Below are 12,893 nucleotides of genomic sequence, written 5' to 3'. Positions count from 1 at the left end.
CGAGACCGAGCTTGCGTGGCGATGTCGCCGCAGCATCCAGCGCTCGGCTCCAATCCGCCTGAGGACACCCGCAACCGGCCCCGCTCTGCCTTTCGCGGCCGGCACGAAGGGGCGGATCAAATCGGTCAGACGGCGCTGACGTCACCAGTCGAACGTAGGCAACTCGGCAACCTGGTCGGCGTCACAGTCGAAGAGGATGCAATCGAAGCCTTGCCGGCGGGCCCAAATCATGACGTTGAAGAGTTCGTCGGGTATGGCGTCGGGCCCGACGCCGGCGTTTTCGTCATGGGCGTAGAGAAACCAGCCGTATTCCCCGTACGGGCCGCCGAGGCAGGGCCAATGTTTGGGCGGAATGCTGTCGAGCCGCTTTGCCGTGGCCTCCGACACATGGGCGGTGGAGATGACGACGAAACGACGGGTTTCGAGAGTGGTCATCGCGAAACTCCTGTGGTTGGTGGGAGTGAGGATCCGGGTGACCGTGAACGCCGGCACGAGCCGATGAGGCGCGAAGTCAGAAAACCGCACGCGACGATCGCCGCGATCGTGGGGTTTCAGATGAAGGGACGCCCGCGACCGTAACTGTCGATCGACCGTCAGGCAGCTCGGGCGACTGCGATGAATATCCGGTGGCTCGCGGCGCAGACATGGTGGTCGATCCCACGCACGACATGCCTCACGCCTTTCGGCGCGGAGCTGATGATGACGGTGTCGCCGACATGCGGAAGCCGGTTGCGCCGATGACGCGGCGGGTTGCGGATGTCTGGGTGACCGGGTCAGGCGGCGTGGCGATCCGCCGAATGCGCAGCACCCCGTCCGACGCCGGTGATGGCGCGGACGGCGGCTGCGAGCGCCGGAATATCGTCGAGCATGGCGAGCGCGACGAAGTGGTTGGCACCGCCGGTATAGTCCTTGCGACCCTTGCAGGTGCGGATCAGGATGCCGTGTCCTGAGGACATGCCAAACTGGCCGACCTGGATGTAGGCGGCGGTGTGGTGCAAGGTCACTTCACCGGAAACGGCGATTCCCGCCTTATTTCCGCGCAGGTCAAAGCTGCCTGGGGGGAGGCCAAGTTCGGCGGCGAGTTTCTTCAGCCGAGAACGGGCCGTCGTGTGAAAACGTCTCTTCTGGTGCTCGTCATAGGAGCAGCTTTTGGTCCAGTCGAACATGTCGATCTCCATGAAACGAGACGGGCCCGGCGATCGCTGATGCGATCCCGGGCCTGTCGTCGGTTGTTTCTGTCTGGTGAGTGGTCAGGCGGCCGCGCGGCCCTCGATGACGTCGGCGCCGACTTCATCGGCGGTGACCTCGTCGAGATAAGCTCGGCTGTACGTATTGCTGGCGAGCCAGCGTTCGGCCGCCTCGCGATCTCTGGCGAGATGCAGGAGTTCCGGGCTGTCGCCAACGTCCTGCAGCACGCGGACCATGCCGATTGCGGGGCGCTCGACGATCTGGAAACGCAGATCGCTCTCGACGGACCAGGTTCGCCGGACCGAGACGACGATGACGCCACCCCCGCCCAAATCGCCTTCATGCAAGGTGAAGCATGCTGGCGAGGTATAGGTCGCTCGCGACCGTGGCGGCTCCTTTTTGATCAGGCGGCCGGAGCCGTTGCGGCTCTCCCACGTGGACAGCTTTTTTCTGAAGCGGACCGGCGGCTTCGCCGTGCCGTCGGAATAGCGGATGACACTTCCCAAAACGGCGCAATCGTAAATTGTGTGTGCGGACATGCGAAATCCTCCATGTCGGAATACGAAAAAGGGCCCGGCAGAGGTGCCGGGCCCGGTGCGAAGCGGAATGCCGATTACTCGGCGGCCTGAAGGTGGTCGGTGTCATCTTCGGCGACGGTCACCGGTTCATCGGATGATGTGCCGGCATCGTCAGCGAGGAAGGCCGGCAGCTCGGCGGCATCGTCGTCGAGAGCCGTCTCATCCGTCACCTCGTCGGTGACGGTCTCGCCGGCATCGGCAACCGCGGCGTCGCCATCAAAACGCAACGGCTCGGGCAGCCAGTTCGACCCTTCGAGAAGGCGAGCCGCCTCGCGGGCCATCAGGTCCTTCTTCATGTGGTCGATCAGCTGCGCGGAGTCCTCGCCGCGGGCCTCGCGCACCGCCTGAACGATCCGGGCCTTGGTGACGCGGCCGAGATAGTTGTCGACGGTGGGCGACCAGCCAGCTTCGACCATGTCGAAGCCAAGCGTTGCCGCGAGCGCATCGGCATGGGCAAGCGCACCCGGGCGCTTGTTCCAGGGCTCGACCACGGCGTTGACCGACAGCGAGACGCAGTGCGCGAGCAGCGCCTTGCGGCTTGCTTCATCGAGACCCAGCAGGAACTCCCACAGCTTGTCGCTGTCCGGCATATCCCGGTCCCATGCCTCGTGACGCTCGGCGATCTCCTTCGCCCAGGGAGTCTCGGCGAGACCCTGGACCTGGCCGAAACTGTTGCTCGTCATGTTGATCTCGAGGCAGCTGTTCTTAGCGAAGCGGTAGAACACCTGCAGCACGAGGGCATGGAGAACAGTGACGAAGGCGATGTCGACGTCACCGGCAAGAGCGTTACGCAGCGCCAATGTCTTCTGCGCGGTGAGATCGAAGACGAGCCGTTCGGGCAGCGGCTTGATGCCTTCATCCTCCGGCTCATCAGCGCCGTCGGACGTTCCGTTCGCGGATCGACCGTTGACGACGACACGATTGGCGCCGTCTTCGTCTGGCTGCGACGGGTGGCGATCGTCGCCGTCAGCCTCCTCTTCGTCGTCGACTTCGGCCCGCGGCTCATCCTCGGGACGGACGAAGCCGGCTTCGACCTGGAGCTGGCCGTTGGCGCCGAGGGTGAGGAACGCTCCGGCGATGGCCTTGTTCTCCGGATCGTAAACCTGGGGACGATCGCCAAAACTGTCGAGTTCGGCGCCGAGCTGATCGAGCTTGTCCTCGATCTCCTGGTCGGCGTCCTCCATCTCGGCATATTTGGCGTCGAGCGCATCATACTCGGCTTTCGCCGCGTCGTGCCGAGCGATCTCCTCGGCGCTCATCTCCGCCGGTTCGGCATAGACCCGCCGCATACCGGAGGTGTGGCCGTAGGGGAAGCTGATCGCCGCTTCGACCCACTTCCAGCCTTCGGCGCGGATCGCCTCGGCATCGACCTTGAGCTTGTCGAAGACCAGTTGCTCGAGGAGCGCCGCATCCTGGAACCAGCCGCCGGAATCCTGCTCGAAGAGGTCTCGCAGGATGACGCCGCCGGCAGCCTCATAGGCCTCGGCGCCGACATAGACTGCACGGCGATCGTCGGCACGAACCGTAGTCTCCGTCAGCAGGCGCCTGATGTAATAAGGCTCCTGCATATTCGGGTTTTTGGTGATGCGGTCCCAGACCTGCTCCTGTCGGGCATGGTCGTCGGAGATAGAAAACGCCATGATTTGCTCAAGGCGTATTTCGTCCTTTTCGTAGAGTTCGAGCAGCTTCGGCGAAACCGAGGCGAGCCTAAGCCGCTGCTTGACGGTCGCAGCCGAGACGAAGAAGCGGGCGGCGATCTCCTCGACGTCGAGGCCCTGCTCCTTCAGCGCCTTGAACGCGCGGAACTGGTCGAGCGGATGCAGGTTCTCGCGATGCACGTTCTCGGCAAGCGAGTCCTCTTCGGCTGAAGTGGTTCCGCTGCGATTGACGATGCAAGGAATCGGCTCGTTCTTGGCGAGACGCTTCTGCTTGACCAGAATGCCGAGCGCGAGATAGCGGCGGCCGCCGGCGGGCACTTCGTAGGTGCCGGTCTCCTCGCCGTCTCCGTCCAGGACGGGACGGACGTTCAGGCTCTGCAGGAGCTTGCGCCGACCGATATCCTCGGCGAGCTGCTCGATGGTGACGCCGTCCTTTATCCTGCGGACATTCTCCTGCGACAAGACAAGCTTGTCGAAGGCGATGTTCTCCGAGGGGTTCATTGCGATCTTCTGAATGGCGCTTTTTGCCATGGTCAGGGTCTCCATGACGGGCGGCCCGGGGTCTCTCCCCGAACCTCCAAACCCGTCAGGAACCCTTCCCTCCGCCCTCTGCCTCTCGCCGCCGCCGCGCCGGCGCAGCCTGGTCGCCTCAATCTGGTTCGGCGACATCGACCCGTCCAGCCTTGCGTAGCGCCTCGAGCATGCGGGCATGGTCCATGAGGATGTGGATGAGCGCCTGGCGATCGACGGTGACCGTCTTGTTGGTGCTGCGCGTGCGATCGTACCGTTCATGCAGGGCCTCGAACTCGTCCATGGCTGTGTAGAGCTGAAGGAGAGGCCGGCCGGTCATGGTGCCGTCTTCCGTTCGGCCGGTGCCGGTATGGTTGCAACGCCGGGGATGTCCCAGACCTCGGCGCCGGCGGTAGCATAGTGGATGGCGACCGCGTGCAACGGCGCATAGGCGAGTCCATGCCAAGGGGCTGGGTCGAGCTCGCGGCCAACGGCGACCAGTGGTTCCTGCAAGGTCAGTTTCACCACGACGTCGAACGCCACACACCGGCTGTCGATGACCGGTAGTCCGGTGGCGATACATTGGGTCTTGATCGCCTCGCAGCCATAGCCCGAGAGCATCGCGCCGTCGCGGTAGTGAAGCGTGAAGCCGCCGCGGCCGATCGAGAGGTGGCCTCCCGGCGTTGCGAGAGCGGCGGCGATGTCGGCGGAATAATCTGTGAGGGTTTGCTGTTGCAGCATGAGGGGATCTCCGTGACGGCCGGCGGAGGGGTTCCGCGGGGAAAGCCGTCACGGTGAAAGCCACCCCCTCGACCGAGGGGATGGCTGGAGAGCCCACGAAGCTCGCCACCAAGGCGAAGCGACCGCTAAAGAGGCGTGTAGATGGGCCGGGCGGCGTTAACCCGGTATTTTTGGCGCAACGCTTCGATGGCCACATCCTGACGCTCAATCTTGCGCCGCAGCCGGTCGAGATCTGCCACAGCGTTCCTGACTAGCCTATCCAGGATCCGGAGGTAGGCATCCTCGTCCAAGCTGGTCCAGTTGGACATGCGGCGGTTGTATCGACGTGCCTTCGGCCGAGAGTCGATGGTTTCATCCTCGGCACGCTCCCGCAGAGATCGTTCGAGCTCGAACAGGTTGTGGCGCGTCTCCCGGAGGCGGGCTTCCATCCGGGTCAGCGCCGTGCAGGCCTCAGGATGATTCATCATGGCGGGCGCCCCGCCGTTTGATCACGGCGCGCCTTTCTGCTTGTCGGTGTTAGATGTGACTTTCCATTTAATTATGCGAATTGCATTCCAGCGATTTCAGTGGCTTGCGTCGGCACCTAATTTGCGAATCGGCACTTAATTTGATAATTCAGCTTGGAGTTTGTCACTTAATGTGAGAATGCGGTTCGCAGAGTTTCCTCGCGAGCCTGCCATGAACGATCCATTTCCCGACGAAATCGACGAAGCCCTTTGGGATGAAGCGTACCGGCGTGCGGATGCGATCCGCAGCTTCCTGAAGAGTCGGTCCGATAGCACGACGGCCGGAGACGTTGCGGGGCTCGCGGCCGAACTCGGTCTTAGCCAGGCAACAGCGTACCGGCTGATCAAGCTGTTCCGCGCCGGCGGGACCGTTATGTCGCTGGTGGACCGCAAACGTGGACGGCCGGAAGGTTATCGCGTCCTGGATGAAGGACGAGAAGAGATCATCCGCACGACGATCAAGGCGTCCTACCTGAACCCGAACCGGCCGCCCGTCTCGCAGTTGGTCCGGGACGTGCAGACGAACTGCATGTCGGCCGGGCACAAGCCGCCGCATCGCCGAACAATCTTAGCCCGCCTGAAGGATATCGACCTACAGAAGCGCGCGAGGCGGCGCGGCGAAAGCAAGATCGTGAAGGCGACAACAGCCGTCCCTGGCGTGTTCGGCGCCTCCCGCCCCCTAGAAGTGGTCCAGGTCGATCATACCAAGGCCGACATCTTTGTGGTCGACGAGGAGACGAGGCAGCCGATCGGCCGGCCATGGCTGACATTGGCGATGGATGTTTGCAGCCGGATGGTCACCGGGTTTTATCTGACGATGGACGCGCCCTCCCGGCTGTCGACAAGCCTGTGCCTGCTGCACTCCGTGTTCGACAAATCGGCGTGGTTGAGGGAGCGAGAGATCACGGAACAATGGCCCGTCGCGGGTCTGCCGGACATGCTTCACGTCGACAACGGTCCGGATTTCCGCAGTCGAGCCTTCAAAAGAGGATGCCAGGATGCCGGCATCGCAATCGAATGGCGGCCACCGGGCGAGCCGCGCTTCGGTGGCCATATCGAGCGGCTGATCGGCACACAGATGGGAAGGCTGCACCTGCTGCCGGGAACGACGTTCAGCAACGAGCAGGAGCTGGGCGAATATGACTCGAAGCGACACGCGGCACTGACGCTTCGGGAGCTTGAGCGTTACATCGCGCTAGACATCGTAGGGTCCTACCAACAGTCGATCCACAGCAGTCTGGGCCGTCCGCCGATTGCTGTCTGGCGGGAGCATGAGAACGATATTCCACTTCGGCTGCCACAGGACCGGCTTCGCTTCTGGCTGACGTTCCTGCCTGAACAGGAGCGCACCTTGCAGCCGACCGGCATTCATCTGTTCAGCATGCGCTACTGGTCGGCGGCCCTCAGCGCCGACGTGGGGCGTTCGGACCGACGCCTGCTCGTCAAATATGATCCGCGCGACATGGCGCGCGTCTTCGTCCGACGACCGTCGGGAAACTTCGTGGAAGCCCGCTACGCCGACGTGACCTTGCCTTCGATAACGCTGCACGAGGCGCTGACCGCGCGGCGCACGCTGCTGGCGAAAGGCCGCCGGGAAGTCGACACCCGCGCCATTGTCCGCACTGCGATCGCGCAGCGCGAACTGGTTGAAGCAGCAACCAGAAAAATGTCAGGCGAAATGAGAAATTGCCCCCCGGACGAAAGGAAGAACTGACCCCCTCTCTTTTGAGAGGACGGATAGATGACGACAGAGCTTTCGGCGACACCTGCATTCTCGGGGACAATGCAGGGAGAGGCGATGCTTCAAGCGGAAGAAGTTGTGGCGATGCTGCGCCTTCATGAACGAGGCTGGGGAGCGAAGCGGATTGCACAGGAGTTTGGCTGCGCGCGAAACACGGTTCGGCGATATCTTCGCGAAGGCGGTGTGATTGCCTATCGGCAACCTCGTCGTCGAACAGCCTTCGACGGATTGGATGATTGGCTTCGCGAGCGGTTTTTCCGCCATGGCGGCAATGCCGACGTTATCCGCCAGGAACTGGCGAGCGAACATGGGATCGTGATCGGTCTCCGCTCGGTGGAGTTACGAGTGCAGCGCTGGCGGCGGGAATTGAAGGCGCAGAAGCGCGCGACGATCCGCTTCGAGACAGCGCCGGGCCATCAGATGCAGATCGATTTTGGTGACACTCGCGTTTGGATCGGGGGTGAGCGGGTTCGAGTGCACCTGTTCGTGGGAACACTGGGCTATTCGCGGCGGATGCATATCCGGCCTTCGCTGCGTGAGCGTCAGGCGGACTGGTTTGAGGGGATGGAAGGCTCCTTCCTGCGTTTCGGCGGGGTTCCGGCGGAAGTTCTTCTGGATAATGCCAAAGCCCTGGTTGAGCATCATGACGCGGTGACGCGCGAGGTGAAGTTCAATGCCCGCCTGCATGCCTTTGCCCGATACTGGGGCTTCACGCCGCGAGCCTGTGCGCCATATCGGGCGCGGACGAAAGGCAAAGATGAGCGCGGGGTTGGCTACGTCAAGAAGAACGCGATCGCCGGCCGCCGGTTCGAGAACTGGGCTGCGTTCGAGGCCCATCTGGACCGGTGGATACGCGAGGTCGCCGACCAGCGGGAGCACGGCACGACCGGCATTGCGCCATCAGAGCGGTTTGCTGCTGAAGCTGGTGCGCTGCGCCCCTTGGCTGGCCGTGCGCCGTTCGGGCAATTGCGGGATCTGGTGCGCAAGGTCCAGGCCGACTGTGCGATCGACCTCGACACGAACAGCTACTCGGTGCCTTGGCGTCTGATCGGCGAGACCGTTCAGGTTGTCGTGCTGGCGGGCCGTGTGATCATCCGGCATGCGGGCCAGGTCGTTGCCGATCATGCTCTGTGCCGGGGAAGGCGACAACGCATCGTGGACCGGGCGCATTTTGTCGGTGTCGCCGGTGCCGATGGTGTGGTGCGGGCCGCCGCGCCCATCGACATTCTCCCTCCCACCCTGTTGCGTCCGCTTGCAGAATACGAGGCGGTTGTCGGAGGGGGCTGGTGATGACGACTGTGGATCACGACCTCCTGATCGCAACGCTCGACCGGCTGAAGCTGACAGCGATCCGCGACCAACTTGACACGCTGCTGGACGAGGCGGCGCGCTCGAAGATGACCTTGCGCGAGGCGCTGGCCTTCTTGGTGTCGCGCGAGATCGCTCGCCGCGACGAGCGGCGCATCTCCATGTCGAGCAAGCTGGCGCAGTTCCCGTTCGTACGCGAACTGGACAGCTTCGACTTCGATGCTCAGCCATCGCTGGATCAGGGTCAGATCAGGGAACTGGCTACCTGTCGCTGGATCGCGCACGGCGACACAGTCCTGTTCCTCGGACCTCCAGGCACGGGCAAGACCCATCTGGCTGTCAGTCTCGGCCGCGAGGCGATCCGCCAGAATTACAACGTGCAGTTCGTCACGGCCGCCACGCTGGTCGCAATGCTGGCCAAGGCACACAGCGACGGCACGCTCGACAAACAGTTGACGATCCTGTCGCGACCGAAGCTGCTGATCATCGACGAACTGGGCTATCTGCCCTTCGAGGCCAATGCCGCCCATCTGTTCTTCCAACTGGTGTCGCGGCGCTACGAGAAGGGCTCGATTCTGATCACCTCCAACCGTTCGGTGGGAGAATGGGGCAATGTCTTCGGTGATCCTGTGGTCGCCACCGCCATTCTGGACCGCCTGCTGCACCATTCGACGGTGATCACCATCCGGGGCGACAGCTATCGCCTGCGCGAAAAACGCCGGTCCGGCCTTCTGCAGAAAACCGGATCGGCGCCAGAGACCAACGAAACCACGAACCAATGAAAGGGGGGTTAGTTCTTCAATTCGAGAAAGGGGTCAGTTCCTGGATTCGCTTGACAAAAAACGGCGGCCGCGCGGCGCGGCAAGGCCGGGACTTCGAAATCGAAGGTGGATGATGGCGGATGGGGCTCGCTTCGCGGCGTCGATTCCAGCAAACCCGTACCCTTTGTCGAGGATACGGATTGAGCTGGCATGAACGATGAAATCTCCCACCTGACCGCTGGCGCGGCCGCGCTGCTTTCCGAAACGGACGACCGACGCATTCGCGCGATACGATCGCGCCGCTGGGTTCTCTACCCGCGCGCCAAGCAGGCCCTCGATCGGCTGAGCCGGCTCCTCGACCATCCCCGAGGCACCCGCATGCCTTCGATCGCGATCTATGGCGACAGCGGCATGGGCAAGACGATGATCATGAAGCGCTTCCGGGACGAGCACCCACCGAGCTTCAATCCGGTGACGGGCACGCTGAGGACGCCGGTGCTCGCCATGGAAATGACCAGCAGGCCCGGTGAACGACGGTTCTACGCCGAACTGCTCACCCTTCTCGGGGCGCCGCAGCGACCGCGTGCCGACATCGCCCAGATGGAACAGGCATCGCTGCGGATCATGGAGGCCATCGGCGTACAGGTGCTGGTCATCGACGAGGTGCACAACATTCTCGCCGGTTCCTATCGCGAGCAGCGCATTGTGCTGAACACGCTGCGCTTCCTCAGCAACCGCCTGAACATCTCGCTGGTCTGCTTCGGCGTCAACGAGGCGCGGGAGGCGATCAGCGGCGACGTCCAGCTTGCGCGCCGGTTCGAGCAGTTCACCCTGAACAGGTGGGCGGCAAACGAGCAGTTCGAAACCCTGGTGGCGTCGATCCTGCGTAATACGCCGCTGCGTCGCCCGTCGGTGCTCACGCCGAAATCACTGCGACGGATGCTGCAGATCACCGAGGGCATCACGGCCAGCATCTTCCACATGATCAACAGCCTGGCGATCGACGCCATCGGAAACGGCAGCGAGCAGATCACCAACCAAGCGGTCGAGAACTGGGAGCCGGAGTTCGATGCCGAGGCGGCATTCGCATGACGCAACCGGCGGCACAACGGCATCTGCCGGTATGTCTGCCACCGGTTGCCGATGAACTTCTGTCCTCCTGGATCAGCCGGCACGCCGCCTTCTACGCGGTCCCACCGCTCGTGATGCTGCGGCATTGCCTGCCGGAAGTTCGCTCGCTGCGAGAAGCTGATCTCCATTTGAGCGGCGATCAGGAAATCCGCCTGGCCAGGATGTTCGCCACCGAGCCGGCCGTCGTGCGTCGAATGACCTTCGCCAATGTCGCGCAGTCGTCACGCCGGATGATCGCCGCGAGACCATTGCAGTACTGTTCGAGCTGCAGTCTCGGTCATAGGGAACCGGGGCCAACCTTGAGAAGCCAACTGCTTGGTTGGCGCATCACCTGTCCTCACTGTGGAGACCTGTTCCGGGAACTCGGCGGGCGCGAACTCCCCTCCCCTTTCCATCAATATCGCGATGCGGCTCTTCGGGGCGAAAAGCTGCTCGACGATGAGGCCGAGCGCGGCATCCGAACCTGGACATCGCCAGCCGATATTGCCCGGCTTCTCTTGATGCGACGAGCGCCACTACCTCCGCCACGCGAGGACGAGCTTTGGCGCTTCAGGGTGCTCGGCGCCATCATTCCGGATCTTGATGGCATCATTGCCGCAGAACAGGAGAACCTGCCCACGCCCGCGAGTCCGATTCTCCGGCTTCGCATGCGGCCGGCGCTGCTGGCCGGGGTAGCCATCGTCGAGCGTGCCGGGCCGGAAATGCTCCGAATGCTGCGCGGTCACATGATGGGCGATAACAGGGTCCGATTCACCGGAACCGCCGAGAACATGATAGCCAAAGCCCGCAGGCCGAAACCCTCCTTGCAAATGCAGTTAATTTGAGAATCCGGCAGTCAGGATTCTCATAATTAAATGCTCAATCGAAGCGAAACAGGCGCATTCTTACGTTTAACTGCCAAGCGACATGAAACGCCTCGCCGATGCGATAGCGGCCGATGTCGGGGCCGTGGACGTCTACGGCGCGGCGTCCCTTCTGCCGAATGATTGCGGTGTTTCGGTGCGTTTCGCGGCAAGTGACGGGCGCGGTCTGCGGCGAGGCATAGTCGCCGGCTGGCAGGCTACCCGCAGACATCTCTTCGGCGGCTCGCCGGGGCTGCTTGGGCAAGCGCTCTGGCAGCCGATGGCGGGGTGAGTGCGTAAAGGCAAAGGCGCCGGCTGTTGTCGCAGGGGCGGGCCGCGGCGCACCAAGGCGAAACCGCGGCCAGCCGCTTGCGTCGTCATCTCATCCCGTAGAGCCGATATCCCACACCGGTTCTGTTTCCGGCGTATGATGATGGCCGGCCGGTTCATGCTCGAAATGCAGGTGCGCATGGCTGCGCCTGTGCTCGTGGGCGTGGATCGTACCCCGGTGGCACACGCCGTCGCGGACAAGCACCGCCGAGGTCGCCAGGCGGGCGATGAACTCCGCATCGTGGGCGGCGATGATCATCGCCTGCGGCAGCTTTCCAAGCATTGCGCAAAGCCTGTCATAGGCGTCGGGGTCCAGGCCGGCAGTCGGCTCGTCGAGCAACAGCACGTCCGGCTTCATCGCCAGCACCGCGGCAATGGCGATCAGCCGCTTCTCGCCGCCGGAGAGGCGATGGGTAATACGGTCGTCGAAGCCGGTCAGGCCGAGTTGGGCCAGCGTGGTCTGGGCCGTGGCCCGAGCCTGCGCGCGGCTCTGGCCGAGATTCATTGGCCCGAAGGCCACGTCCTCCAGCACCGTCGGGCTGAAAAGCTGGTCGTCGGGGTCCTGGAACACCAGCCCGGCGCGGGCGCGGACCTCGCGGAAGTCCTTCTCCTCGCGCCTCGGCGCGCCAAAAGCCTCGATCGTGCCTGCCTTCGCCGGCACGAAGCCGTTGATGACGTGCATCAGCGTGCTCTTCCCGGCGCCATTCGCGCCGAGCAGGGCAAGACGCTCACCCGGTGCAAGAGACAGGTCGATCCCGCGCAAGACTTCCCTGCCGTGATAGCCGGCGTGAACGCCGGTCAGGCGGATCAGGGGAAGCGCTCCGCTCATACGAGGAATTCCAGCACGACCAGCGCCGCCGCTACGCCAATCCAGGTGGCGCAGAAGGCGATGTCGGCCGCCTGCATTCGCTGCTGGTCGAAATCGGGAAAGCTGCCGGAAAAGCCGCGGCTCTTCATCGCCCAACTCACCCGCTCGGCGCGCTCGATGCTGCGCACCAGGAGCATGCCCACCAGATTGCCCAATGTTCGCCAGCTGTGCTGATTGCTGCCCGCCCGGAACGCGCGGGCCATCATGGCCCGGCGCAGGCGTGAATATTCCTCGTGGAATACCCCGATATAGCGGACGGTGAGTTGGAACAGATGCGCTATCCGGGCCGGGATGCCGATGCCGGCCATGGCGCTGGCAAGCCGCATCGTTCCCATGGTGGAAATGAGCGCCGCGATGACGAGGGCGGCTGCGTTGACCCTGACCACGATCGCCAGCGCGCGCTCTAAGCCTTCCCGCGAGGCGGGATAGCCGAACAGGCTGAACATTTCCGTGCCGGCGACTGTGAAGGGCAGGCTGACCAGGAACAATGCCAGAAATCCCTCGACCCCCGCCAGGCGGCGGAGCGTGGAACGAGCCGGAGGACGCGCCCAGGAAACAGCCGCGATCCCTGTCGCCAGAGCGACTGTCAGCGGCGCGGGCGAGCGCAGGAAGGCAAGCACGGCCACGAACAGGAGCGCGGCCGCAAGACGCATGCACGGATCGACGCGTGCGATCGCTTTCGCGTCCCGGTCCTCGACGAAGATGGAGGCGATGCACGCATTGCCGCTCAT

At 63.6% G+C, this 12,893-nt stretch carries 15 protein-coding genes; 6 read left to right on the top strand and 9 right to left on the bottom strand.

The window, feature by feature from the left end; all coding sequences use genetic code 11:
- Positions 1 to 141 precede the first annotated feature (141 nt).
- The 7 genes from B9Z03_RS01210 to B9Z03_RS01180 form a co-directional block, all read right to left on the bottom strand.
- On the bottom strand, positions 142 to 435 hold the full coding sequence (locus B9Z03_RS01210; RefSeq protein WP_085462687.1) for a DUF5983 family protein: 294 nt from the start codon (positions 433 to 435) through the stop codon (positions 142 to 144).
- Positions 436 to 773: 338 nt separating this feature from the next.
- A complete protein-coding gene (locus tag B9Z03_RS01205) occupies positions 774 to 1,166 on the bottom strand; it encodes a hypothetical protein (RefSeq protein ID WP_085462686.1) in 393 nt (130 codons plus the stop codon).
- Between the two features lie 84 nt (positions 1,167 to 1,250).
- Entirely contained in the window at positions 1,251 to 1,727 is a 477-nt protein-coding gene (locus B9Z03_RS01200) for a hypothetical protein (protein WP_085462537.1), read from the bottom strand.
- 74 nt (positions 1,728 to 1,801) lie between these two features.
- On the bottom strand, positions 1,802 to 3,955 hold the full coding sequence (locus B9Z03_RS01195; protein WP_085462685.1) for a ParB/RepB/Spo0J family partition protein: 2,154 nt from the start codon (positions 3,953 to 3,955) through the stop codon (positions 1,802 to 1,804).
- A 118-nt stretch (positions 3,956 to 4,073) separates the two neighbouring features.
- Positions 4,074 to 4,274 carry a hypothetical protein gene (locus tag B9Z03_RS29690; RefSeq protein ID WP_085462536.1) on the bottom strand — a complete coding sequence of 67 codons (201 nt, stop codon included), beginning with the start codon at positions 4,272 to 4,274 and terminating at the stop codon, positions 4,074 to 4,076.
- Positions 4,271 to 4,675, bottom strand: coding sequence for a hypothetical protein (locus tag B9Z03_RS01185; protein WP_085462535.1), 405 nt, complete (start codon positions 4,673 to 4,675; stop codon positions 4,271 to 4,273). Before B9Z03_RS01185 ends, B9Z03_RS29690 begins: the two co-directional genes overlap by 4 nt.
- 125 nt (positions 4,676 to 4,800) lie before the next feature.
- Entirely contained in the window at positions 4,801 to 5,142 is a 342-nt protein-coding gene (locus B9Z03_RS01180; RefSeq protein WP_085462534.1) for a hypothetical protein, read from the bottom strand.
- A gap of 211 nt (positions 5,143 to 5,353) precedes the next feature.
- On the opposite strand from B9Z03_RS01180, the gene B9Z03_RS01175 reads away from it, so the two are divergent.
- From B9Z03_RS01175 to B9Z03_RS01150, 6 genes are all read left to right on the top strand, one after another.
- Entirely contained in the window at positions 5,354 to 6,895 is a 1,542-nt protein-coding gene (locus B9Z03_RS01175) for a Mu transposase C-terminal domain-containing protein (RefSeq protein ID WP_244561618.1), read from the top strand.
- 27 nt (positions 6,896 to 6,922) lie between these two features.
- Entirely contained in the window at positions 6,923 to 8,212 is a 1,290-nt protein-coding gene (gene istA / locus B9Z03_RS01170) for an IS21 family transposase (protein WP_085462502.1), read from the top strand.
- Complete coding sequence (istB, locus tag B9Z03_RS01165) at positions 8,212 to 9,012, top strand: IS21-like element ISSme2 family helper ATPase IstB (RefSeq protein WP_056242128.1); 801 nt, start codon at positions 8,212 to 8,214, stop codon at positions 9,010 to 9,012. Before istA ends, istB begins: the two co-directional genes overlap by 1 nt.
- A gap of 189 nt (positions 9,013 to 9,201) precedes the next feature.
- Entirely contained in the window at positions 9,202 to 10,083 is an 882-nt protein-coding gene (locus tag B9Z03_RS01160) for a TniB family NTP-binding protein (RefSeq protein WP_085462533.1), read from the top strand.
- Positions 10,080 to 10,946: a TniQ family protein gene (locus tag B9Z03_RS01155; RefSeq protein ID WP_085462532.1), complete on the top strand. Its 867-nt coding sequence runs from the start codon at positions 10,080 to 10,082 to the stop codon at positions 10,944 to 10,946. The genes B9Z03_RS01160 and B9Z03_RS01155 overlap by 4 nt, the downstream gene beginning before the upstream one ends.
- Before the next feature lie 82 nt (positions 10,947 to 11,028).
- Positions 11,029 to 11,256, top strand: coding sequence for a hypothetical protein (locus B9Z03_RS01150; protein ID WP_085462531.1), 228 nt, complete (start codon positions 11,029 to 11,031; stop codon positions 11,254 to 11,256).
- Between the two features lie 90 nt (positions 11,257 to 11,346).
- Here B9Z03_RS01150 and B9Z03_RS01145 read toward each other — a convergent pair whose 3' ends face one another.
- Both B9Z03_RS01145 and cbiQ read right to left on the bottom strand, forming a co-directional pair.
- Positions 11,347 to 12,123 carry an energy-coupling factor ABC transporter ATP-binding protein gene (locus B9Z03_RS01145; RefSeq protein ID WP_085462478.1) on the bottom strand — a complete coding sequence of 259 codons (777 nt, stop codon included), beginning with the start codon at positions 12,121 to 12,123 and terminating at the stop codon, positions 11,347 to 11,349.
- On the bottom strand, positions 12,120 to 12,893 hold a 774-nt coding region (cbiQ, locus tag B9Z03_RS01140), incomplete at its 5' end, for a cobalt ECF transporter T component CbiQ (protein ID WP_085462530.1). The genes cbiQ and B9Z03_RS01145, both read right to left, overlap by 4 nt.

It is taken from the genome of Mesorhizobium australicum (assembly GCF_900177325.1).
GTDB lineage: Bacteria > Pseudomonadota > Alphaproteobacteria > Rhizobiales > Rhizobiaceae > Mesorhizobium_A > Mesorhizobium_A australicum_A.
This window is presented reverse-complemented; position numbering and strand designations above follow the sequence as displayed.

Coding starts and splice junctions, on each gene's coding strand:
- istB (WP_056242128.1), top strand. CDS start 8,212: ATGACGACTGTGGATCACGACCTCCTGATCGCAACGCTCGACCGGCTG.
- istA (WP_085462502.1), top strand. CDS start 6,923: ATGACGACAGAGCTTTCGGCGACACCTGCATTCTCGGGGACAATGCAG.
- B9Z03_RS01195 (WP_085462685.1), bottom strand. CDS start 3,955: ATGGCAAAAAGCGCCATTCAGAAGATCGCAATGAACCCCTCGGAGAAC.
- B9Z03_RS29690 (WP_085462536.1), bottom strand. CDS start 4,274: ATGACCGGCCGGCCTCTCCTTCAGCTCTACACAGCCATGGACGAGTTC.
- B9Z03_RS01175 (WP_244561618.1), top strand. CDS start 5,354: ATGAACGATCCATTTCCCGACGAAATCGACGAAGCCCTTTGGGATGAA.
- B9Z03_RS01150 (WP_085462531.1), top strand. CDS start 11,029: ATGAAACGCCTCGCCGATGCGATAGCGGCCGATGTCGGGGCCGTGGAC.
- B9Z03_RS01180 (WP_085462534.1), bottom strand. CDS start 5,142: ATGATGAATCATCCTGAGGCCTGCACGGCGCTGACCCGGATGGAAGCC.
- B9Z03_RS01155 (WP_085462532.1), top strand. CDS start 10,080: ATGACGCAACCGGCGGCACAACGGCATCTGCCGGTATGTCTGCCACCG.
- B9Z03_RS01160 (WP_085462533.1), top strand. CDS start 9,202: ATGAACGATGAAATCTCCCACCTGACCGCTGGCGCGGCCGCGCTGCTT.
- B9Z03_RS01200 (WP_085462537.1), bottom strand. CDS start 1,727: ATGTCCGCACACACAATTTACGATTGCGCCGTTTTGGGAAGTGTCATC.
- B9Z03_RS01145 (WP_085462478.1), bottom strand. CDS start 12,123: ATGAGCGGAGCGCTTCCCCTGATCCGCCTGACCGGCGTTCACGCCGGC.
- B9Z03_RS01205 (WP_085462686.1), bottom strand. CDS start 1,166: ATGTTCGACTGGACCAAAAGCTGCTCCTATGACGAGCACCAGAAGAGA.
- B9Z03_RS01185 (WP_085462535.1), bottom strand. CDS start 4,675: ATGCTGCAACAGCAAACCCTCACAGATTATTCCGCCGACATCGCCGCC.
- B9Z03_RS01210 (WP_085462687.1), bottom strand. CDS start 435: ATGACCACTCTCGAAACCCGTCGTTTCGTCGTCATCTCCACCGCCCAT.